The sequence below is a fragment of the Anaerolineales bacterium genome (genome assembly GCA_030583885.1).
In the GTDB taxonomy this organism is placed as follows: Bacteria; Chloroflexota; Anaerolineae; order Anaerolineales; family Villigracilaceae; genus Villigracilis.
In genome coordinates this window covers 4,024,663-4,047,458 of the sequence record CP129480.1, presented here as the reverse complement: position 1 = coordinate 4,047,458, position 22,796 = coordinate 4,024,663, and the positions used below count along the sequence as shown (strand labels likewise).

Sequence of the window (22,796 nt, the reverse complement as noted above, 5' to 3'; positions counted from 1 at the left end):
ATCTTGAATTTAATCATCAATACTTTCATTGTAGGTGCGTTGAGATTGCTTGGCTCGGCTCGCAATGACATAAAAAGGAGAATTTGAAATCATGGCAAAGATAAATTTTGGCGGTGTGGAAGAAGAAGTTGTTACACGTGATGAATTTCCACTGGAGAAAGCGCGGGAAGTTCTCAAGGATGAAGTGGTGGCGGTGTTGGGCTACGGCGTGCAGGGACCCGCACAGGCGATGAACATGCGCGACAACGGCATCAAGGTCATCGTTGGTCAGCGTGCAGGGACGAAAAATTGGGATAAGGCTGTGGAGGACGGCTGGGTCCCAGGTGAGACGTTGTTCTCAGTGGAGGAAGCCGCGGAGAAGGGGACTGTTATTCAATATTTATTGTCTGATGCGGGTCAGCGTTCACTGTGGTCAAAGATCGTGGAATGTTTGAACGAAGGCGACATGCTCTACTTCTCGCACGGATTTTCCGTCACCTTCAAGGATGATACGGGCGTGATCCCGCCTCCGCACGTGGACGTGGCGCTTGTCGCGCCGAAGGGATCTGGACGAAGTGTCCGCTTGAATTATCTCGACGGTTCAGGCATCAATGCCAGTTTCGCCGTCCACCAGGATGCGACGGGGAAGGCGAAAGACCGCACGATCGCGTTGGGAATTGCCATTGGCGCGGGCTATTTATTCCCCACCACATTCGAAAAGGAAGTGTATTCCGACCTGACGGGCGAACGCGGCATCCTCATGGGCGCGCTGGCGGGTGTGATGGAAGCACAGTACAACGAACTTCGCAAGCATGGACATTCTCCATCCGAGGCGTTCAATGAAACGGTGGAGGAACTTACACAGTCGTTGATCCGGTTGGTGGGACAGAACGGCATGGACTGGATGTACGCCAACTGTTCCACCACCGCCCAGCGCGGCGCGCTCGATTGGAAGGACAAGTTCCGTGATGCGGTTGCGCCCGTATTCACTGATTTGTATCAAAGCGTGGTTTCAGGCAACGAAGCGCGCATCACGCTCGAAGCCAACAGCCAGCCCGATTACCGTGCAAAACTCGAAGTGGAACTCGCCGCCGTCCGCGATTCGGAGATGTGGCGCGCAGGCGCAGCGGTGCGGTCGTTGAGACCTGAGAATTGGAAGAAGTGATAATCGGTGATTGAGCGCAAGCCGTCGAAACCACCAGTTTGAGTCAAAGTTTAAGTTTTCATGTAAGTGTTGGTTTCGATACGCCCCGACGAACACGGGGCTACTCAACCAACGGTGAAAAGAGGTTTAGATGACAAACACCAATTACGTCAAGATATTCGACACAACATTACGCGATGGTGAGCAATCTCCGGGCGCGACGATGACCTCAGCCGAGAAATTGGAAGTGGCGCATAATCTGGCGCGGCTTGGCGTGGACATCATCGAAGCAGGATTCCCCGCAGCGTCTCCCGACGATCTGGAAGCCGTCCGCAGAATCGCGCTTGAAGTGGGCAACCCAGCCGTCCCCGCCGCCCTGAGCGTGTCGAAGGGTGAGCATGAGGCGAAGATTCCCGTCATCGCAGGGCTGGCGCGGGCGAACAAATCCGATATTGACAAGGCGTGGCAAGCCGTCCAGGGTGCGAAGAAGCCGCGCATTCACACCTTCCTTGCCACGTCGCCGATCCACATGCAGCACAAGTTGAAGATGGATCCCGAAGAGGTGGTGCAGCGCGTGAGCGAGATGGTGGCGTATGCGAAGTCACTGTGTGACGATGTGGAGTTCAGCCCCGAAGATGCGGGACGCTCCGACCCTGAATTTTTGTATGTTGTGTTGGGCGAGGCGATCAAAGCCGGTGCGACCACGTTGAACATTCCCGACACGGTCGGCTACACCACGCCCGATGAATTTTATGCGCTCATCAAAGGCATCATCGAGAACACGCCGGGGATGCACGCAGGCATCACGGTCTCGGTGCATTGCCATGATGACCTGGGCATGGCGACTGCAAATTCGCTTGCAGGTATCCGCGCAGGCGCACGCCAGGCGGAAGTGACGATTAACGGGATCGGTGAGCGCGCTGGGAATACTTCGCTGGAGGAGGTGGTGATGACGTTGAAGACGCGTCATCCTGTCTTTGGGCTTGATACTGGAATTGACACTCGTCAACTCTCGCGCATTTCCAAACTGGTCAGCAATTACACAGGCATTGTCGTCCAGCCGAATAAGGCCATTGTCGGGTCGAACGCGTTCGCGCATGAAGCGGGCATCCATCAGGACGGCATGTTGAAACACCAAACCACCTACGAGATCATGCGTCCCGAAGATGTGGGCGTTAATCAGACGAATCTCGTGCTGGGCAAACACTCGGGACGCCACGCCCTGCGCAACCGGCTCGCGGAAATGGGACACTCGCTCGATGAGGTCGAGCTCGATAAAGCCTTTGCGCGTTTCAAGGAGCTGGCAGACCGCAAGAAGGTCATCACCGATCTCGACCTCGAAGCCCTGATCGCGGACGAGTTCTACAAACCGCGCGATGTGTACCTGTTGAACGGCTTGCAGGTAACCTGCGGGACAATGGGCATGCCGACCGCCACCGTCCGTTTGCGCGGGCCCGACAGCGTCGTCCACACGCACGCGGCGATGGGCACGGGTCCTGTGGACGCGACATACAAGGCGATCAACGCTATTGTCAATGTGCCGTGTACACTGCTGGAATTCAACATCCACGCCATCACCGAAGGCATTGACGCGCTCGGTGAAGTGACCGTGCGCATTCAGGGGAAGAACGGTCACACCACGATGGACGCGCAGGCCGAAGTTGAATATCCGCGCGTCTATGGCGGTCATGGCGCGGATACGGACATCATCGTCGCCAGTGCCAAGGCGTACATCAATGCGCTGAACAAGCTCATCATCGCACAGACGGAAACACATGAGCGTGTGGTGAATGATTTTGGTGTGATGCTTGGATAGTATATCGTTGCGAGGCGCCGCTCCTCGCAATGACATGTTGAATAGGAGAAATTGCCATGAACACACAAGAAGAACGCGACGTCGTTGAGACGCACTGGTTTGACCCGTTCCCCGAACCACAGACCATTCCAGCTGGCTGGGACTTGAGCACGCTTCTCTCCAACCCGCAACCTGCTTCTGCCTCTGAATCTGATGCCTCCCCGGAAAATTCTTCCTGCTAGCCTGCCGCCCTTTGCGGATTACGCATCACACATCACGTATTGCGTAATCTGTAATTCGTAAAAACCAAGCCGAGAATATAACTATATGCCAAAGACACTCTTTCAAAAGATTTGGGACACGCATGTCGTCACCGAACAGGAAAGTGCGCCTGCTGTTCTTTACATTGACCTGCATCTCGTCCATGAAGTGACCTCCCCGCAAGCCTTCACGGGCCTGCGCCAGCGCGGGTTGAAGGTCCGCCGCCCCAATAAAACGCTGGCGACGATGGATCATTCCATTCCCACCACGCCCATTGACGTTCCGATTGCCGATGCAATGGCTGCGGCACAGATCAAACAGATGGAAACCAACGCCGCTGAATTCGGCATCACCCTGCACGGCATGGAGAGTCCGCATCGTGGCATCGTCCACGTCATCGGACCGGAACTCGGGCGCACCCAACCCGGCATGACCATCGTCTGTGGTGACAGTCACACCGCCACACACGGCGCGTTTGGAGCTTTAGCCTTTGGCATCGGCACGTCCGAAGTGGAGCATGTACTCGCGACTCAATGTTTGCTTCAAAAGAAACCCAGGACTTATGAAGTCCGCGTGGATGGCAGGCTCGGTTACGGCGTTTCTGCCAAGGACATCATCCTCGCGCTCATTGCCCGTATCGGCGTTGGTGGGGGAACGGGTCATGTCTTCGAATACACCGGCGAAGCGATCCGCGCGCTGACGATGGAACAGCGCATGACCATCTGCAATATGTCCATTGAAGGCGGCGCGCGCGCAGGCATGATTGCTCCTGATGACAACACCTTTGAATACCTGCACGGACGCGAGTTCGTTCCGCAGGGCGAAGCATGGGATAAAGCCGTCGCCAAGTGGCACACACTTCCCTCCGATGAAGGCGCAACCTACGACAAGTCCATCACGCTCAACGCCGCCGACCTCGAACCGATGATCACGTACGGCACGAATCCCGGCATGGGCATGAGAATCACAGACCGCATTCCCACCGTTGACGCTTTTACCGAAGCCTCACAGAAAGCCGCCTTCGAAAAAGCCATGACCTACATGGGGTTGCAGCCTGGTCAATCCCTGCTCGGTCAAAAAGTGGATGTCGTTTTTATCGGTTCCTGCACCAACTCACGTATCTCCGACCTTCGCCTCGCGGCCGGAATGTTGAAAGGACGCAAGATTGCCCATGGTACGCGAGTGATGGTCGTTCCCGGCTCGCAGGATGTCAAGAAGCAAGCCGAACAGGAAGGTCTCGACAAAGTCTTCAAGGAAGCCGGAGCCGAATGGCGCGAAGCGGGCTGCTCGATGTGTATCGCGATGAATGGCGATCAACTTCAGCCCGGTCAATACGCCGTCTCCACCAGCAACCGCAACTTCGAAGGCCGTCAGGGCAAAGGCGGTCGCACCTTCCTCGCCAGCCCAGTCACTGCCGCAGCCACCGCGCTGAACGGCGTTGTCACCGACCCGCGCACGGTGCTCGATACTCGATAATTCGATACTCGAAGATCTATTATCAAATATCGTTTTCATCGACCTGAAACCTGATACTTGAGACTTGGAACCTAATCATGGCTCAATTCACCTCCCTAACCTCCCGCGCAATTCCACTCCCTGTCAACGACATCGACACGGATCAGATCATCCCTGCGCAGTTCCTCAAAGTCACCGACAAGAACGGTCTCGCCGATGCTCTCTTCTTCAACTGGCGTTATACCGATGATGGATCTCCCAACCAGGATTTCATCATCAACAAACCTGAATCAGCGGGCTGTCAAATTCTCCTCGCGGGCGACAACTTTGGGTGCGGGTCGAGCCGCGAACACGCGCCCTGGGCGCTCACCGCGTACGGCTTCCGCGCCGTCATTTCCACCTCCTTTGCGGATATCTTCCGCAACAACTCGTTGAAGAACGGATTGATTCCCATCATCGTGAACGACGCGACTCACAAGATGCTCTTTGACCTCGTGGAGGAGACGCCTCGTGCCGAGCTGACAGTTGATCTTGCGACCCAGACCTTGTCCCACCCTGGGGGCTCTGTGAACTTCCCGATAGATCCATTCAACAAAGCATGTTTGTTGAATGGCGTGGATGAACTCGGCTATATCATGGGCTTTGAAAAAGAGATAGCGGCGTTTGAAGAAAGGATGTAAGCAAAAGGTATCAACATGGATTTACCCCTTATCCAAATCTACGACACCACCCTGCGCGACGGCACACAATCCGAAGGCTTCAACCTTTCAGCAAATGACAAGGTCCGCATTGCGCAAAAGCTGGATGAACTCGGCGTCGCGTTCATCGAAGGTGGCTGGCCCGGCTCCAACCCTAAAGATGTGGAGTTTTTTGAACACGCCCGTGATATAGAATGGAAGCACGCGCTCATCGCCGCATTCGGTTCCACCTGCCGCGTCAAAGGCGGACCTGAAGACGATGCCAATATCAAAGCCCTGCTCGATTCGCAAACACCTGTCTGCACCCTCTTTGGCAAGACATGGACATTGCACGTCACCGACGTTCTGCTCACCACAAACGATGATAACCTGCGCATCATCGAACAATCGGTGGCATACCTCAAAGCCAATGGAAAGCGCGTCATCTACGATGCCGAACACTTCTTCGATGGTTGCAAAGCGGATGCATCCTATGCGCTCGAAACTTTGCGCGCTGCGATTCGCGGCGGCGCGGAAACGGTTGTCTTGTGCGATACCAATGGCGGGACGCTCCCCTGGGAGGTGGAAAAGATCCTCCGTGAGTTGAAGCCTTTATTAAATCATCCGTTCGGTATTCACACGCATAATGATTCGGAGTGTGCGGTTGTTAACTCACTGATCGGCGTGCGCGAAGGCGCAATTCAAGTGCAGGGGACGATCAACGGGGTGGGGGAGCGCTGCGGGAATGCCAATCTCATTTCCATCATGGCGGATCTCGAACTCAAAATGGGATATCCGTGTCTGCCCAAGGGAAATATTCAATACCTGTACGATTTATCCCATTTTGTGGCGGAGGTGGCAAACGTCGCGCCGGATGAACATCTGCCTTTCGTGGGTAAATCCGCATTTGCGCACAAAGGCGGTGTGCATGTGGCGGCGATGCGCCGCTCATCACGGTCCTATCAACACGTGGAGCCTGAACTCGTCGGCAACAAGATGCGCGTGGTCGTCTCCGATCTTTCCGGTCGTGGGAACCTGCTCAGCAAAGCGGAGGAACACGGCGTGGAAGTGGATGGCAATGAGGTCATGCCAGTCTTGAATGAGATAAAGGAGCTTGAGGCACGCGGATTCTCGTTCGAGGCGGCGGAGGCATCTGTGACAATGATGCTGAAGCGGCAGGAATACGGCTACAAGCCTCCCTTCGAACTCGTGGACTTTTTTGTTAATGTTGAGCATCGGCAGGGACGCGGCATTTTTGCCGAAGCCACGGTCAAAGTGCGTGTGCAGGGTGAATTGTTGCACACCGCTGCGGAAGGCAATGGTCCCGTCAACGCGCTGGACAACGCATTGCGCAAAGCCCTGCTGGGATACTACCCTCAACTTGCGAACTTTCATTTGTCTGATTACAAAGTCCGCATATTGGACTCTGATCATGGCACGGAAGCCATCACCCGCGTATTGATCGACACACGCAACAACTTATCCCGCTGGAGCACCGTTGGCGCAAGCACGAATATCATCGAAGCCTCCTGGCGCGCACTGGCTGATTCGGTGGAATATGGGTTGATGATGGCACATTAATTAAATTGTAGGCGGGGTTTCCCCGCCCAAGATTTTATAAGAACGGGGCGAGATGACCTCGCCCCTACGGAATGGAAATATATGAATTTCAAAATCACCCTCCTGCCCGGTGACGGAATCGGGCCCGAAGTCGTGCATGAAGCCGTGCGTGTGCTGGATGTTATTGCCAGCAAATATGGTCACACCTTTGATTTTCAAGAGCGCCTGATGGGCGGATGCTCCATTGACAAACATGGTTCGTCGCTCACGGACGAAACTCTTGCGGACTGCCGGGCCTCCGATGCAGTTCTGCTAGGCGCGGTGGGCGGTCCGAAATGGGATGACCCGAACGCCAAAGACCGCCCTGAACGCGGTTTGCTTGCCTTGCGAAAAGGACTTGGTGTATTTGCCAATTTACGTCCCGTCAAAGTACACCCTGCGTTGATGGATGCATCCCCGCTCAAACCAGAGAGACTCAAGGATGTGGATATCCTTGTCATCCGCGAATTAACGGGCGGATTGTATTTTGGCCAGCCCAAAATGCGCGAGATAAGGGACGGACACGAACACGCAGTGGATACGCTCGAATATTACGATTACGAAGTGAGGCGTGTTGTTGCATTGGCGTTCAACCTTGCAAAAGGAAGAAGGAAAAAAGTAACATCCGTTGATAAGGCCAATGTGTTGGAATCGTCTCGGATGTGGCGGCAGATTGCGACTCAAATCGAAAAAGAGAATCCAGACATCCAGCTCGAGCACATGCTCGTGGATACCGCCTCAATGAAACTGATCACTGCTCCAGCCTCGATGGATGTGGTCGTCACCGAGAATATGTTCGGTGATATTCTCACGGACGAAGCGTCCGTGCTGGCAGGATCGATGGGGATGCTGCCGTCTGCCAGTTTGGGTGAATCAGGTGTCGGGTTGTTCGAACCGATCCACGGATCTGCGCCAGACATCGCAGGCAGGGGCATTGCAAATCCGATTGGCACCATCCTTTCAGCGGGATTGATGCTGCGTCATTCATTTAAGTTAGAATCCGAAGCTTGTGCAGTTGAGCATGCAGTGGATAAAGTCATTGCGAGCGGCGCACGAACGGCAGACATCGGCGGTACGTTAACGACCCGCCAGATGACGGATGAAATCATCAAAAAATTATAAGGAGAATGAGTTATGGGTATGGAGTCGAAGTTTATCTGGTCGGACGGAAAACTGGTGGAGTTCGAGAAAGCCACTGTTCATATGTTGACTGCGGCACTGCATTATGGTGCGGCGGTCTTTGAGGGAATCCGCGCATATAAGACGGACAAGGGCTCCGCGGTTTTTCGTCTGCAGGAACATTCGGAACGCTTGCTCAAATCAGCCGGGATTTTTGGTTTCCGCGATCTTCCATATACTGCGGATGAAGTCACCAAGGCAATCAAGGAGACTGTGAACGCGAATGGGTTCGAGGAATGTTATATCCGCCCGCTGTTGTACTTGACGGGTGGTGCATGGAATTTGAACGTGGATGCGGGCAAACCCGCCCTGATGATCGCCGTCTGGGAATGGTCGAATTATCTCGGGGAGGAGGCGCTGGCGAAGGGAATCCGCGCGAACATTTCATCGTTCACGCGCCATCATCCGAATGTAATGATGACCAAGGCGAAGATCGCGGGTAATTACGTCAATAGCATACTTGCCAAGACCGAGTCCGTGCGGCTGGGATTTGAGGAAGCCATCATGCTCGACCCCCAGGGATACATTGCCGAGTGCACGGGTGAAAATCTGTTCATTGTTAAACGCGGCAAGATATTCACCCCGTCCACCGCGCCGGTTTTGGAGGGAATTACACGTCATTCCATTCATACGATCGCAAAGGATTTAGGCTACACTGTGGGTGAGATCCCCATTTCGCGCGACCAGTTGTACAATGCTGATGAGGTCTTTGTGTGTGGTACGGCGGCAGAGGTGATCGGCTTGAGCGAAATCGACTTCCGCAAGATCGGTGATGGCAAATCAGGCAGAATTACGCGCGAAATCCAGAACGTGTATCACGATGCCATTCGCGGCAAGGTGGCAAGGTACGCGGCGTGGTGCGATTACGTGGGATGAGCAGGACACTGCTGACCGCAGGCGCAGTCAGCAGTGTTTTTATTTCGCATCAAAAATTGTGTTATAATCCCGCCGCTTTGAATCCTTTGACAATGTTCAGGATAAAGGCATATTTTGCCTGGGACGGGCAACAAGCGTCCCTGAGCGGGTTCGCATCCCCGCTAAACTCATCCCGTTCCGCGCCATTCATTGAACTGCGCGCTGGAGAACGGAAAAGGTTAAGGAGTAAGAATGGCTGTCATTTCTATGAAAGCCCTGCTTGAGAGCGGCGTCCACTTTGGACACCGCACAAACAAGTGGGACCCCCGTATGAAACCGTATATCTTCACTGAGCGTAACGGTATTCATATTATTGACCTGCAACAGACCGTGAAACTGTTGAACCAGGGGTATACCATGATCCGCGATGCGGTTGCAAACGGCGGGACTGTGCTGTTTGTCGGCACCAAACGCCAGGCACAGGAAACTGTGGCGGAGGAAGCCGCCCGCTGTGGAATGCCCTATGTTACCGAGCGCTGGATGGGCGGCATGCTCACGAACTGGGCTACGATGTACAAGCGCATCCAGGAACTGGAACGCCTCGAAAAAGTGCGTGATACAGACGAGATCAATCGCCTGACCAAGAAGGAAGGCTTATTGGTCGAGCGCGATATCCTCCGCTTGCAGACTCGTTTGTCCGGTGCCCGCACCATGAAGCGCCGCCCCGACCTGCTTTTTATTATAGACGTGGGACGTGAAGAAGCGGCCGTCCGTGAAGCGAACCTGCTCAAGATCCCGATTGTCGCTTTGGTGGATACGAACTGCAATCCCCAGAATGTTGATTATGTGATCCCTTCCAATGATGACGCCATCCGTGCCATCAAACTCCTGGTTGCCAAAATGGCGGATGCCGTGCTGGAAGGCAAAGCCATGCGCAAGGAAGATGAACCGGAACAGCCCGAAGAGGTTAAAGCGGACGGCAAGTCGAAATCCCGCCCGTCCCGCAAGCCTGTTGTTGAAACGGAACAGGATGATATGGGAGATGAAGTGTTGCTCGGGGAAGCCACACTCGCGAAGCTGAATGCCACCCGTCCGGTGGATGATGCTGCGACTGCGGATGCTCCTGTTGAAAAGGCTGACGTTCCCGCCGAAACGGCGGTGGAGGAAAAAACGCTAGATGAAGCAAAAACAAAAGATGATTCCGCTGAAATAAAAGCAGGGTAATTAATGAGAACTGGAAAGCCGGATACAAGGATTGTGAAATGCAAATAACAACTGAGATGATCAAGCAGCTGCGAGCCGCAACCAATGCCCCCATGTTGGATTGCCGCAAGGCTTTGCAGGAGGCGGATGGAGATTACCAGAAGGCTGTGGATTGGCTGCGCGAAAAAGGCATGGCAACTGCCGCCAAGCGCGCGGACCGTGACGCCTCCAACGGCGTGGTGGAACTGTATTCCCACGGCGGCGGACGTGTGGGTGTGATGGTTGAGATTAACTGCGAGACGGATTTTGTCGCCCGCGCTGAACAATTCCGGACCCTGGCGCACGAAATTGCATTGCAGATCGCCGCCAGCGCTCCGAAATATATAACAGCGGAAGAAATCCCTGCGGCGGAGCTAGAGCATGAGGCGGATATCGCCCGTGCGCGCGCCAGGGATGAAGGCAAGCCCGATAAGGTTCTTGCAAAGATCGTGGAAGGCCGCGTTGAAAAATATAAGGATGAAGTCTGCCTGATGCGGCAGTCCTACATCCGGGATGAGTCGCTGACCATTGAAAAACTCATTTTGCAGAACGTAGCTGCCATCGGCGAAAATGTGATTATTCGCCGCTTCCAGCGCTGGGAGTTGGGCGAAAGCACGAGTCAGGAATAAGTATTAAAAAGCCAGCCTTCGGGTTGGCTTTTTTCTAAAATGGTCAGATCAAGGAATGTTGGAGGTATGAATGGCTGAATTGAAATATAAAAGGATCCTGCTCAAGTTAAGCGGGGAGGCGCTGGGCGGCGCGTCAGGTTTTGGCATTGACGTGGATGAAGCCGAGTCAATAGCCAGCCGCATTAAGGAAGTCCGCGAGATGGGCGTGGATGTGGCTGTGGTCATCGGCGCGGGCAACCTGTGGCGCGGTAAGCAGGGTTTGGAGCGCGGCATGGATCGTTCCACTGCGGATTACATGGGCATGCTTGCCACCGTCATGAATGCAATGGTGTTGATGGATGCGCTTGAACGGCAGGGAGTTTTTACGCGCGTTATGTCTGCCATTGAGATGCGCGCCATTGCCGAGCCGTACATCCGCCGGCGTGCCATCCGCCACCTTGAAAAGGGACGTGTGGTCATCTTTGGCGCAGGGACGGGCAACCCGTTCTTCTCCACAGATACGGCCGCTGCCTTGCGCGCCACGGAAATAGATGCGCAAGTCGTCATCAAAGCCACCAAGGTGGACGGTGTCTATGATGACGACCCGAAGAAGAACACGAATGCAAAAAAGTTCGACAAACTGAGTTATATCGAAGTCCTCAACCGCCGTCTGGAGGTGATGGACAGCACCGCCATAACCCTCTGCATGGAAAATAACCTTCCGATCCTTGTGCTTAACCTGTGGGACAAAAAAGCCCTGGTCGGGGCTTTGCGTGGCGAACATGTGGGAACCCTGGTTGCATCCTAATTCGCCGTGCTAGGTTTTTCCTGAAATAGGAGACCGCCACTTTTATTGCCAGATCAGGGTGACTGCTTTTTCTGTTCATGCATTGAGGGACTCTCAAGTTTTGGCATAAACTCTCATATTTTTGCATTCCCATAGCCTAAATTCTCGTTTTAAGGTATCCTTGCATTGTTATCATTTTCAGGAGGAAGATCGTGAGCACCGACGAAATTAAAGACCTGTTGAAAGATGCTGAAACCCGCATGAAAGGTGCAATCCAAGTCCTTGCCGACGACCTCGCCGGCATCCGCACCGGGCGCGCCAGCCCTGCATTGATCGAAAAGCTGCCCGTCGAATACTATGGCACGTCAACACCCTTGATGCAGCTTGCGACCATCAGCGTTCCTGAACCGCGCTCTTTGATGGTCAAACCTTTTGATGCTTCGTCCATTAAGGATATCGAAAAGGCGATTCGTGCCTCGAATATCGGCCTGAATCCCAATTCTGACGGAAAGATCATTCACCTGAACCTGCCTCCGCTCGATGAAGAGCGCCGCCGCGAACTGGTCAAACACATGAACCACCGTCTTGAAGAAGCGCGGATCGCAGTACGCAACATCCGCCGCGACCTGCATAACGACCTACGTGACTACGAAAAGGAAAAACTCATCACCGAGGATGACCTTAAGCGCGGCGAGGATGATCTGCAAAAACTGACCGATAAATTTGTGGAAGAGGTTGCCAGGCTTGGCCAGCATAAAGAAAAAGAAATCATGGAAGTCTAATTTGGAACGATTTTCGATGCCGGAGCCGGCATCGAAATGAGCGTTTAACATATGGCTGAAACCCCCTTGAATGTTCCTCTTGAAAAAGTTCCTCAACATGTTGCCATGATCATGGATGGCAATGGACGTTGGGCGCTTCAACGTGGCTTGCCGCGTCTGGCAGGACACAAGGCAGGGACGGAGAACCTGCGCCGCGTCATCCGCTCCACGGTTGAGTTTGGCGTCAAGTATCTGACGATCTATGCGTTTTCCACCGAAAACTGGGGGCGTCCGCCTGAGGAGGTGCAGGGGTTGATGCTCATCCTTCAGAATGTCATTGACCGTGAATTAAATGAGCTTCACAAGGAAGGCGTACAGCTGCGTCATATAGGACGACTGGAACGACTTGATCCCGGCATCCAGAAAAAAGTCTTACATGCCATTGAACTGACAAAGAACAATGACCGCCTTGTCTTGAATGTGGCGTTCAATTATGGTGGACGGGATGAGATCGTCTGCGCGATCCAGAAGATTATCAAGGACGGCATTCCTGCCGATGAAGTGACCGACGACATGGTGAACAAATATTTGTTCACAGCCGGTGTGCCAGACCCCGACCTCATCATCCGCACGTCGGGCGAATTACGTGTGAGTAATTTTCTCATCTGGCAAGCCGCCTACTCGGAATGGTATATCACCCCCACCTTCTGGCCTGATTTTGACAAGGAAGAATATCGCCGCGCACTGGAGACATTTGCCCACCGCGACAGGCGTTATGGAAAGGTATCCTCGGGAGAATTACAGGAATCCAATGCGTAGAAGACTTATCACTGCTCTTGGATTGGCTTTGATTGGAATGCCCGCCATACTGCTTGGCGGCATCTTTTATTTTCTATTAATGGGCACCTTCATCATTGGTGCGGCATGGGAATTTGTGCATCTGTTCCGCGCGGCGAGCGTTGAGCCGCACATGCACATCACAGTCGGCGGCGTGGCTTTGATTCTGATGGCCCGCATGTTTTTTCCGCAATATGCCATGCCCCTTTTTGCGGGGGCCATCCTGATTGCGCTGACATATCATCTTTACGCCTATGAGCGCGGGCGGGACCAGGCCGCGCTTGATTTTGGTATCACCCTGACAGGGCTGGCTTATCTCGGCTGGATCGGCGCGTATCTTCTTGACTTGCGCAACCTTCCCAATGGCGGCTGGTGGTTTATGCTGGTGATGTTCTGTGTTTGGTCGGGAGACTCGGGTGCATACTCGATTGGCAGGGCATACGGAAAACATAAAATGGCGCCGCGCCTCAGCCCCAGGAAAAGCTGGGAGGGCTATGCGGCGAGTGTCTTCACGGGGGCGATTACCGGCGGTTTTTATGTATATGTATTTACCACGTTTGGAAGCCTGGCGAGCGACATTGCCATCTGGCAGGGTGCGATGATGGGGTTATTGCTCGGAGCCTTGCCGCCGCTGGGCGATCTCGGGGAAAGCATGATTAAACGCCAGTCGGGCATCAAGGATTCGAGTGACATCATCCCCGGTCACGGCGGCTTCTTTGACCGTATTGATTCATGGTTATGGGGCGCGGTCATCGGGTACTACTTTCTTGTTTGGTTCATTCTATAAGGTAGGAGACATCATGGATGTTCTTGGCGCAACCCCCACACGCAACCTCGCGCTTGAACTTGCGCGTGTCACCGAAGCCGCGGCGATGATGGCGGGTCGCTTTATGGGTCGAAGCGATAAGGAAGGAGCGGATCAGGCTGCGGTCAATGCGATGCGTTTAATCCTCAGTACAGTGGATATGAACGGGGTCATTGTCATTGGGGAAGGGGAAAAGGATAAGGCTCCGATGTTGTTCAACGGCGAGATCGTGGGCAACGGTTCAAAACCGGACGTGGATGTTGCCGTAGACCCTATTGACGGGACACGCCCCCTGGCATTTGGCCGCTCGAATTCGCTGGCGATGGTTGCGGTTGCCCCGCGCGGGACAATGTTCGACCCGGGTCCTTTTGTTTATATGAACAAGATCGCAGTGGGACCGGAGGCGAAAGGGAAGATCGATATTGAAAAATCCATCACTGAAAACATGAAGGCAATTGCAAAGGCAAAAGGCAAGGCGATTGAAGATTTGACCACCATCATCCTGGACCGTCCGCGTCATGTGGACATGATCGCTGAGATCCGCAGGGCGGGCGCTCGCATCCGCCAGATCCCGGATGGCGATGTGGCGGCGGCTTTGATGACTGCGAGTTCTGATTCAGGCGTGGATGTCCTGTTCGGCGTCGGCGGTACGCCCGAGGGTGTCATCACGGCTTGCGCCCTGCGCGCCATGGGCGGCGAGATTCAGGGCAAGTTATATGCGCGTGATGAGGACGAATTGCGCCGTGGCCGCGATGCAGGTTTTGACTTCGACAAGGTGCTGACCATGAACGACCTGGTTTCTTCCGAAGATGTGTTCTTCGCAACCACCGGCATCACGGACGGCGAACTGCTCAAGGGTGTGCGCTATTACGGTGACCACATCACCACCGATACACTCGTGGTGCGCGGCTTGACCGGCACTGTCCGCCAGATCACCGCCACACACACGACGGATAAACTGGAGAACCTGAGCGCGATAAGGTATTGACATCCCCTGCGCTTATACATATAATGTCGTTCGCTTTCCTTGCTAGCTCAATTGGCAGAGCGAGCGGCTGTTAACCGCTAGGTTCTAGGTTCAAGTCCTAGGCAAGGAGCTATGTACGAAACGAATTTGCCCTCAGCTTTTTGGTTGGGGGCAAATTCGTTTCGTAAAACAAAAGCTATGTATAATATGCCGATATATACAAGTAGAACGGCAATTCGAAAGGATAGAATCAATGCAATCTTTCAAACCCGCCATACGCTGGTGGTCTGTGGTGAACCCGCGCATCATTGCTCATTTTTCGGAAACATTGGACGTGTATGAGGATCGACTGATGTATCGAAAGGGGATTCTGGGCAAGAACGAGGTCATCATTCCCTTTTCGCGGATCACCAACTATGCCGCCGACCAGAACCTCTTTGACCGTATTTTTGGGATCGGCAATTTCAGGATCGAAACCGCTGGTTCGGTTGCCCCGGAACTTGAGCTGATAGGATATTCCTACAAGCTCAGGGATATTCTGATTCACTCGCTTAAAGCCGATTAATCAAATACCAGCATCAATAATGTCCTTGAAAAAATCAAAGGCTTATTGCTTTTACATCTGTGCCATCTATGCAATTTGTGGATTTACCTCTCGGGCCATGGAATCTCAATGAGACCCGCATGGCTGTGCTTCTCCTGGTTGTACCTGCACCTGCGCGAGGTCATTCATATCTGCATCTCTATCTGGTGAGTTCCAGGAGTAATTTGCGGTGTTCCTCAACGATGTCATGATATTGGGGATCGTTAACGATGTTTTGTAACTGATAAGGATCTTTTTCCAGGTCGTAGAATTCGGAAATATCGCCGAGTGTTTCTGCGTATACATAATTGCCGGTATGGACAGCACTGTAAATGCCCCGCGGGGGCCAGCCTTCGATTAGTACCCCCTCCCGCCAATTGCCGTTACCTGAGAGAAGTTTTAAAATGGACATGCCATCCATGTCCTTTGGAATGGGGATTCCTGCAATGTCTAGCGATGTGGGGGCAATGTCTATATTGGCAACGACATGTTGTCGGTCAATGTAGGGTCTAGGCACAAGCGAAGGATAGCGAAGTGCGAATGGGACTCGATTGGTTTCATCATAAATGGTGCTTTTTGAAAACAACCTATGCTCTCCCCAATGGATGCCATTGTCTGAGATGAAAATAATAACGGTATTATCGAGCATATTTAGTTCAGCAAGTTCTGTCATAATGCTGCCAATGGTACGGTCTAGCGATACAAGCGTGCGGATTTGATTCAAACGGAAATCATCAATCATTTTAATGATATCCGGGTGTAATGGCCCATCTCTTAACATCCATTCAGGTTTGTCTGCAATATCAGGTTCATCGAAGCTTGGAGGGCGGTGGGGAGGTAGGTCTGCGAAAGTATTTAAGTCTTCATCAGCAGGTGTGGCGGGATTATGAGGGGCATTGGGTGTGTAAATAAGAATAAAAGGCTTATTTTTCTTTTCTGCTTTTCGAAGAAAGTCGATCACATAATTCCCTAAAGAATATGTGACATACTCTCCTTGATGACGTATCCATTCCCCGTTTACATTCAGGCGTGGATTGTAGTATCTTGTTTCTCCAAATTGGAATGAAATCCAGTAATCATATTCTGGGCGCGGCTCTCCCTTCCACGAATTGAGGTATTTTCCGACTAACCCAGTGTAATATCCGTTTTTCTTCATTAGTTCGATAAAGGTTGGATACTCCAATTCCGCGTTGTTATTTGTGACGCCATGTTTGTGGGCGTACATTCCGGTGAATATGCTTGCCCGGCTTGGGCAGCAGAGTGGGGTTGTGACAAAACCATGCTGGAAGGTTACCCCCTGATCGAAGATGGCGGCCTGTGTTTGTGGCATGAACTCCATGGTATCGTACCGCTGGTCGTCTGTAACAATGATCAGTATGTTCGGGCGCCCATCTTTTTGGAAATGCGTTACGCATCCACTGAGGGTCAATAGAAACGTTGCGATGAGAAATGTCCACAAGCGGACGGATGTTTTTACTCTCATTGATTGAATTCCTTCATATGTTTGGTTTTGTGCTGCAATGGCTTAAATTATATCCTGACCACAATGTTGTTGGGGGTTACCTCTCAGGCCACGGAATCTCAGCGGGACCGGCGTAGCCGTGCTTTTCCTGAATGTACACGCGCCCGCGGGAGGGTTCATCACAGCCGACTTCGTCCATGAATGAGATAAAGGCGAGTCTCGAGCCGAGAGTATCGAAGACAATCTGCCCGTCTTTGCAATACCAGACTTCGACAATGTAGGGGAACATATATTCATTTTCATATTTGCCCGGGCTGACGATGATCTCGATCCACGATACAATGACTTTGTCTCCTTCGCGGGTGGATTTGAGGACGGTAGTCGGTCCGTAATAGGGTGAGACGGGGATTTTATATCCATCGGGGTAGACGGAGCGGAGTTGTTTCATGTCGCCCGACGCCTCCACGAATTGCGAGTTTACCCAGCAATCCTGCTGACCGTTTTCCACCAATACCCAATGGTTCCCTTTCGCCTGCCCGATAATGGTGATGGGCGTCCCCTTGTTGAACGAGAAAAGATACAGGTAGTTTGCGCCCGGTCCATAGCGGCAAACGAGTTTGTCCGCAGTCACCGTGGCTTTCAGTTCGTCTACGATCGGGATGGGCGTGCTGGTTTGGGTGGGCAGGGGTGTGGATGTTTCGGTTGGCGGTGCAAGCGTTGGGGATGCGGTTTCCGATGCGGGGATAAATCTCTCGGTCACAGCAACAGGCTCAGAGTTCGGAGGGGAGGCGTTGAGACTGCAGGAGGTCAGGAGAAATATTAAAGTCAATAATGTCGGTGATTTTTTCATCATCTATCTTTTCCATTCCATAAAAATGACCGGCTCAATGTCGCGGACGGGGAGCAGGGTGAGTTTGTCCTTGCGCCCGCTGCGGGTGTATATCTTGTAGAGTGCCTCTTTCGCGGACCTGACCTTTGCTACCAGGTTCACTTTTTGATTCACCACCCCGAGAAGGTCGAGCCGTTTGACGAAGACGAAGGATGTTCCTTTTTCGAGCGCAATCAAATCCGCCCTGCCAAACAGCCAGCCGATTTCGCCGCGCACGTTGCGGAGCTCGACCCAGATGAAGTCGGCTTGTGAGTTGTCGTCGTTCCGCTTGATGCGCTTTTCGCTTTTGACTTCGACCTTATAGGGTTGACCCTCTTTTTCGATCCGGAAGTCCCAATGTTCGTCGATGTTCTGCTCTTTTGTGGCAGCGGAGATCTTCCAGCCGCGCGCCTTCGCCATCTCTGTGAAGGCCACTTCGGCGTTCTCACCCAACTCAAGCGAATCTTTTTTATCGAAGCGATTTCTAAAATTGACGGTTGGCATAATGGATGGATTATTTTTTTCCAGCTTTTGGAAGTTCAAGTTTCGATGCGGCATGGTCAAGCACGCGCTTGCGTGCAAGTTCGCAGTATTTTTTATCCACGTCAATACCGATGCCTTTTCGGTTGCTGGACACCGCCGCGATCACGGTTGTGCCGCTTCCGCAAAATGGATCGAGCACCACATCATCCACATAGCTGAATAGTTTCAAGCATCTGCGCGGCAATTCGATGGGGAACGGTGCGGGATGCCCGATCTTCTTTTTGCTCTCGCCGTTGAACGTCCACAAGCCGTTCGTCCATGCCATGAAGTCGTCGCGTTCGACATCCGAGATCTTGCTTCCGCTGGTCTTCTTCCAGTTCTTTTTGTACAAGACCACGATCAATTCCACGGGCGCGATCACATACGGCGCAGAGGCGCTTTTCCACGAACCCCATGCTGTTCGGCGTGAAATATTGCCTTCATTCCAAACGATGGTGGAGTGATATTGAAAGCCGATTTCCTTCGCTAGCGTTGTCAGATCTGCGCCGACGCTTTGCTGTCCGCCCTTGTTCTTGTCGAGCGGGATGTTTAGACAGAATCGCCCGTCATCCTTCAGCCAGTCGAGACAGCGTGTCATCCATTTTTTGCTGAACTCCAGATACTCCGCGTATGTGACATCGTCCTTGTGGGAGTTGTATTGGATGTCCACGTTGTAGGGCGGCGATGTGACGATCAAATCCACGCTGGAATCGTCCACATGTGGCGTAGTCAATACATCCCCTTGAATGAGCGTGAACTTGTCGTTTTGGAAAAATATCTTGGATGATTTCATCATGGCGATTATAGCGCATGGCTATAAACTTGGCTTTTGCCTCAACGCCTCTTCAATGTATTCCTTCAGGATTTGAAACGGCTGTGCGCCTTCGACTTTGAACCCGTTGATGAAGAACGTCGGCGTGGCGCGGACCCCCGCCGCCTGCGCCTGCGCCGCATCCTGTTCCACCGTCTTTTTGTGTTTCCCCTCGCTTAGGCAGGCTTCGAACTCCTGCAAATTCAAATTGAGCGCCCCGGCATACTTCACAAGTTTATCCTGTGTGTAATCGCCCACGTTCTCGCCTGTCCAATTGACAAACAGCGTGTCATGATATTCCCAGAAGTTTCCCTGGTCGCCCGCGCAGTATGCCCCCTCCGATGCCCACGCGGATTCCGGTCCTAGAAACGCGCCCATGGACCGATATTCGAAATACACCCTGCCTGTGTTCACGTATTCCTCGATCAACTGAGGCTCAGTCTCCCTCCAAAATTTCAGGCAGTATGGACACTGAAAATCGCCGTACTCTATGATGTGGACCGGCGCGTTCGGGTCGCCCATGGTATTGCTTTGTGTCATCGTGCGCGGAATTTCCTCCGCAACCCGAACGCTCGCTGGAACAAACTGCCTGATGTAATCTCCGCCGAAAAGGACAAGTGCACCGCTGAAGATGCCGGCGCATATCAATACCGAGCATCCGCCGGCGGCAAGCCATATCCTCCAATGCGGTTTTGACCTTTCCTGCGCGGGTTCATCTGGAATCTGTTCTTCGATCATTTTGCTCCTCTGGGATTTTCAGATTGTACCGTGAAAAGATGGGATGCTTCCTATGTATTATGGCTTGTACATCCGCGTTCCTAATCTAAAACTTATATAAACACTGCAAATGCGGGGGATTTTTTCGTTATAATCATTCGCATGGATACACTCATGTCTCGCCGTAATCTGATGAATCATATCCTTGCCGCGTTCATTGCAGGATTTGTACTGTTCATTGCCATTGTCCTTTTTTGGATGATCGGATATCAACTGGTTTACGCGGGACGTATTTTCCCCGGCGTCTCCGTCGCGGGCGTGGACCTCTCCGGTCTCTCACCAAACGCCGCCGCGTTGAAATTGAATCAGACCCTGTCCTATCCCATCACCGGGAAGGTATTATTCCGCGACGCAGAAAAAGTGTGGGTCGCCTCTCCCGTGGAACTGGGCATGGTCTTCGACCCTACAGCAAGCGCCCTTGCCGCCTATGGGCATGGACGTAAGGGCGGGCTGTTCGCCGCCCTTGCAAACCAGATCCGCGCGCGCGGACTTGGCTCTGACGTTTCTCCTGTTGTCATATTTGACCAGCGTGTGGCGTACACCTATCTGCAAAATATTGCAGCGCAGGTGGATCAGTCCGTTGTGGAGGCAAGTCTTCGCGTGGAGGGAACGAACGTGGTTTCAGAGCCTGGTCGCCTGGGTCGTTCGTTAAATCTGGACGCCACCTTGATCTATCTCGGCTCCCAATTGCAGTCCTTCCGCGACGGGGAAGTGCCTCTCGTCATTCGGGAGACTTCGCCAAAACTGCTGGATGTCTCTTCGCAGGCGGATGCGGCGCGCCGTATCCTCAGCCGGCCGCTGACGATCACCGTGCCGAATTATCGCCAGGGTGATCCCGGTCCATGGACCTTTGACATCCCCGTCGTTGCGAACATGCTCGCGGTGGAAGTCCTGGATCATGGCGGGTCGGTGGAAATGCAAGTCGGGCTGAGTCCCGTTGCCTTGCGCAGCTCGTTGAATGACTTGAAGGTTTTGGTGGATCGCAAACCCGAAAATGCGCGCTTCGTTTTCAATGATGAAACGGGTCAGATCGAACCGATAGATGTATCTGCCATTGGCCGCGTGATGGATGTGGAAGCCAGCATCCTTGCGATCAATGATTCGTTATTGCGCGGTGAACATGCCGTTGTGTTGAGCGTTGCCGAGCAACAGCCTGCCGTTGCTGATACAGCCACCGGCACAGAATTGGGCATCACCCAGTTGGTGTCGGAACAGACGACGTATTTCTACGGTTCCAGTGCCGCGCGTATTCAAAACATCGAAGCCGCCGCAAGCCAGTTCCATGGCGTACTGATCGCCCCTGGCCAGGTCTTTTCCATGGCGACCATTCTCAGCGATATCAGCCTCGAGAACGGGTTTGCAGAAGCGCTCATCATTTACGGCGGGCGTACCATCAAGGGCGTTGGCGGTGGTGTCTGCCAGGTCAGCACCACGCTCTTTCGTACGGTGTTCTTTGGCGGGTACCCGGTCATCGAACGTTATTCGCATGCCTACCGCGTATCCTATTACGAGATGGACCGCAGCGGCGCAACGGATACCCGGCTGGCGGGTTTGGATGCCGCCGTCTTCTTCCCGCTTGTGGATTTCAAATTCCAGAACGACACCCCCTACTGGCTCTTGATGGAAACCTATGTTAATGCTGCCGCACGCACCATCACGTGGAAGTTTTATTCCACCTCCGATGGACGCAGTGTGACCTGGGAGACAAGCGGTCCCACCAACGTTGTCCCGGCGCCTTCGCCGGTCTTCGAGGAAAACCCCGAATTGAAAGTGAACCAGATCTCGCAGGTGGATTACGCCGCGCAGGGCGCGGATGTGACCGTCAACCGCAGCGTTTGGCGTGGTGGACAGGTCTATTTCTCGGATAAATTCTTCACCCACTACGAACCCTGGCGTGCAGTCTGTCAGTATGGTGCTGGAACCGAGGAACCTGAAAGGTTGGCCAAAAAGAACAAGATTTGCCTCTCTCCAAATACCTGAATTAATCACGGTATTTCCGCATGGTACAATCCCTGCCTGAAAAAGGAGAACTACATGGTCAGTTCAGAACTACTTGAAATATTGCGTTGTCCGCATTGCGTGCGTGAAAAAGACGGCATGTTGGTATTGCACAAGGACACGTGGCTTATCTGCCAGGATTGCGGACGCAAATACCCAATCGTGGATGACATCCCCGTCATGCTGATTGACGAAGGGGATAAGTGGATCGGCACCGCACAGGACGCGCTCCCCATCCCCCCGCCTGCCAGATAAAATGGAAGACCTTCTCGCTGAATTGACCAGTGGGGATGACGAACGCGCTGAAAATTCCATTCCCGCGCTCACAGCCCTGGGGTTGGCGGCGCTTCCCGCCCTGCTGGATTTAACTCGCGCAGAAGAAGCAGATACCCGCTGGTGGGGGGTGCGTGCCCTTGCCGCCTCGCCTCACGCACGGACCGTTGACCTGCTTCCGCTCTTGAGCGACTCATCCCCTGAGGTGCGTGCCGCCACTACCCTCGCCTTGTGCAGTCATCCGCATGCAGATGCGGTGGAGGCGTTGACCCGCTCCCTTACAGATGATGATCCGCTTACGGCGGGGCTGGCAGGCAATGCCCTCGTGAAAATTGGAAGCCCCTCGGTGTCGAGCCTGCTCGAGCTCATGAACGAGGCGCCGACAGGCATCCGCATTCTGGCGTTGCGTGCATTGTGCGAGATCGGTGATCATCGTGCCATCCCAGTGATGATGAAATGTATGGGCGAAGAGTCCGCCGTGCTGCAGTACTGGGCACAGGAAGGCTTGGAACGGCTTGGGCTGAATATGGTATATATTAAGCCCTGAGGTT

General features: G+C 53.3%; 24 protein-coding genes and 1 tRNA gene. 20 read left to right on the top strand and 5 right to left on the bottom strand.

The genetic code is table 11. The features are described from left to right. Positions 1–91 precede the first annotated feature (91 nt). From ilvC to QY332_20205, 17 genes are all read left to right on the top strand, one after another. A complete protein-coding gene (gene ilvC / locus QY332_20285) occupies positions 92–1,144 on the top strand; it encodes a ketol-acid reductoisomerase (protein ID WKZ35955.1) in 1,053 nt (350 codons plus the stop codon). Between the two features lie 130 nt (positions 1,145–1,274). Further along, the gene (locus tag QY332_20280) at positions 1,275–2,939 is read left to right on the top strand and encodes a 2-isopropylmalate synthase (protein ID WKZ35954.1); all 1,665 of its coding nucleotides are present in this window, start codon (positions 1,275–1,277) and stop codon (positions 2,937–2,939) included. Between the two features lie 56 nt (positions 2,940–2,995). Beyond that, the gene (locus tag QY332_20275; GenBank protein ID WKZ35953.1) at positions 2,996–3,160 is read left to right on the top strand and encodes a hypothetical protein; all 165 of its coding nucleotides are present in this window, start codon (positions 2,996–2,998) and stop codon (positions 3,158–3,160) included. 85 nt (positions 3,161–3,245) lie between these two features. Further along, positions 3,246–4,655: a 3-isopropylmalate dehydratase large subunit gene (gene leuC, locus QY332_20270; GenBank protein ID WKZ35952.1), complete on the top strand. Its 1,410-nt coding sequence runs from the start codon at positions 3,246–3,248 to the stop codon at positions 4,653–4,655. Positions 4,656–4,732: 77 nt separating this feature from the next. Then, a complete protein-coding gene (leuD, locus tag QY332_20265; GenBank protein WKZ35951.1) occupies positions 4,733–5,314 on the top strand; it encodes a 3-isopropylmalate dehydratase small subunit in 582 nt (193 codons plus the stop codon). A 15-nt stretch (positions 5,315–5,329) separates the two neighbouring features. Continuing rightward, positions 5,330–6,892 carry a citramalate synthase gene (gene cimA, locus QY332_20260; protein WKZ35950.1) on the top strand — a complete coding sequence of 521 codons (1,563 nt, stop codon included), beginning with the start codon at positions 5,330–5,332 and terminating at the stop codon, positions 6,890–6,892. 81 nt (positions 6,893–6,973) lie between these two features. After that, complete coding sequence (leuB, locus tag QY332_20255) at positions 6,974–8,032, top strand: 3-isopropylmalate dehydrogenase (GenBank protein WKZ35949.1); 1,059 nt, start codon at positions 6,974–6,976, stop codon at positions 8,030–8,032. 18 nt (positions 8,033–8,050) lie between these two features. Then, the gene (locus QY332_20250) at positions 8,051–8,965 is read left to right on the top strand and encodes a branched-chain amino acid transaminase (GenBank protein WKZ35948.1); all 915 of its coding nucleotides are present in this window, start codon (positions 8,051–8,053) and stop codon (positions 8,963–8,965) included. A 231-nt stretch (positions 8,966–9,196) separates the two neighbouring features. Continuing rightward, a complete protein-coding gene (rpsB, locus tag QY332_20245; GenBank protein WKZ35947.1) occupies positions 9,197–10,168 on the top strand; it encodes a 30S ribosomal protein S2 in 972 nt (323 codons plus the stop codon). Further along, complete coding sequence (gene tsf, locus QY332_20240) at positions 10,168–10,815, top strand: translation elongation factor Ts (protein ID WKZ38479.1); 648 nt, start codon at positions 10,168–10,170, stop codon at positions 10,813–10,815. Before rpsB ends, tsf begins: the two co-directional genes overlap by 1 nt. A gap of 70 nt (positions 10,816–10,885) precedes the next feature. Further along, on the top strand, positions 10,886–11,602 hold the full coding sequence (gene pyrH / locus QY332_20235) for a UMP kinase (GenBank protein ID WKZ35946.1): 717 nt from the start codon (positions 10,886–10,888) through the stop codon (positions 11,600–11,602). 191 nt (positions 11,603–11,793) lie between these two features. Then, positions 11,794–12,363 carry a ribosome recycling factor gene (gene frr / locus QY332_20230; GenBank protein ID WKZ35945.1) on the top strand — a complete coding sequence of 190 codons (570 nt, stop codon included), beginning with the start codon at positions 11,794–11,796 and terminating at the stop codon, positions 12,361–12,363. 51 nt (positions 12,364–12,414) lie between these two features. Further along, on the top strand, positions 12,415–13,161 hold the full coding sequence (locus QY332_20225; protein WKZ35944.1) for an isoprenyl transferase: 747 nt from the start codon (positions 12,415–12,417) through the stop codon (positions 13,159–13,161). Beyond that, positions 13,154–13,966 carry a phosphatidate cytidylyltransferase gene (locus QY332_20220; GenBank protein ID WKZ35943.1) on the top strand — a complete coding sequence of 271 codons (813 nt, stop codon included), beginning with the start codon at positions 13,154–13,156 and terminating at the stop codon, positions 13,964–13,966. Before QY332_20225 ends, QY332_20220 begins: the two co-directional genes overlap by 8 nt. Positions 13,967–13,979: 13 nt before the next feature. Next, a complete protein-coding gene (glpX, locus tag QY332_20215) occupies positions 13,980–14,972 on the top strand; it encodes a class II fructose-bisphosphatase (protein ID WKZ35942.1) in 993 nt (330 codons plus the stop codon). Positions 14,973–15,008: 36 nt separating this feature from the next. Next, positions 15,009–15,081: transfer RNA gene (locus QY332_20210), tRNA-Asn, on the top strand. A 123-nt stretch (positions 15,082–15,204) separates the two neighbouring features. Next, a complete protein-coding gene (locus QY332_20205) occupies positions 15,205–15,516 on the top strand; it encodes a PH domain-containing protein (GenBank protein ID WKZ35941.1) in 312 nt (103 codons plus the stop codon). Between the two features lie 178 nt (positions 15,517–15,694). Here QY332_20205 and QY332_20200 read toward each other — a convergent pair whose 3' ends face one another. The 5 genes from QY332_20200 to QY332_20180 form a co-directional block, all read right to left on the bottom strand. Further along, on the bottom strand, positions 15,695–17,017 hold the full coding sequence (locus tag QY332_20200; protein ID WKZ35940.1) for a sulfatase: 1,323 nt from the start codon (positions 17,015–17,017) through the stop codon (positions 15,695–15,697). Between the two features lie 76 nt (positions 17,018–17,093). After that, positions 17,094–17,849 (bottom strand): hypothetical protein, encoded by a 756-nt coding sequence (locus QY332_20195; GenBank protein ID WKZ35939.1) that lies wholly within the window; start codon positions 17,847–17,849, stop codon positions 17,094–17,096. Beyond that, a complete protein-coding gene (locus QY332_20190; GenBank protein ID WKZ35938.1) occupies positions 17,850–18,422 on the bottom strand; it encodes a hypothetical protein in 573 nt (190 codons plus the stop codon). Further along, on the bottom strand, positions 18,379–19,182 hold the full coding sequence (locus tag QY332_20185) for a DNA methyltransferase (protein ID WKZ35937.1): 804 nt from the start codon (positions 19,180–19,182) through the stop codon (positions 18,379–18,381). Before QY332_20185 ends, QY332_20190 begins: the two co-directional genes overlap by 44 nt. An 18-nt stretch (positions 19,183–19,200) precedes the next feature. Next, entirely contained in the window at positions 19,201–19,935 is a 735-nt protein-coding gene (locus QY332_20180; protein WKZ35936.1) for a thioredoxin domain-containing protein, read from the bottom strand. 153 nt (positions 19,936–20,088) lie between these two features. Here QY332_20180 and QY332_20175 point away from each other — a divergent pair, with 153 nt between their 5' ends. From QY332_20175 to QY332_20165, 3 genes are read left to right on the top strand one after another with little or no spacing between them, the layout of a single operon-like run. After that, the gene (locus QY332_20175; protein ID WKZ35935.1) at positions 20,089–21,954 is read left to right on the top strand and encodes a VanW family protein; all 1,866 of its coding nucleotides are present in this window, start codon (positions 20,089–20,091) and stop codon (positions 21,952–21,954) included. Positions 21,955–22,008: 54 nt separating this feature from the next. After that, entirely contained in the window at positions 22,009–22,227 is a 219-nt protein-coding gene (locus tag QY332_20170; protein WKZ35934.1) for a hypothetical protein, read from the top strand. A gap of 1 nt (position 22,228) precedes the next feature. Continuing rightward, complete coding sequence (locus tag QY332_20165; protein ID WKZ35933.1) at positions 22,229–22,792, top strand: HEAT repeat domain-containing protein; 564 nt, start codon at positions 22,229–22,231, stop codon at positions 22,790–22,792. The last annotated feature ends 4 nt before the right edge of the window (positions 22,793–22,796 follow it).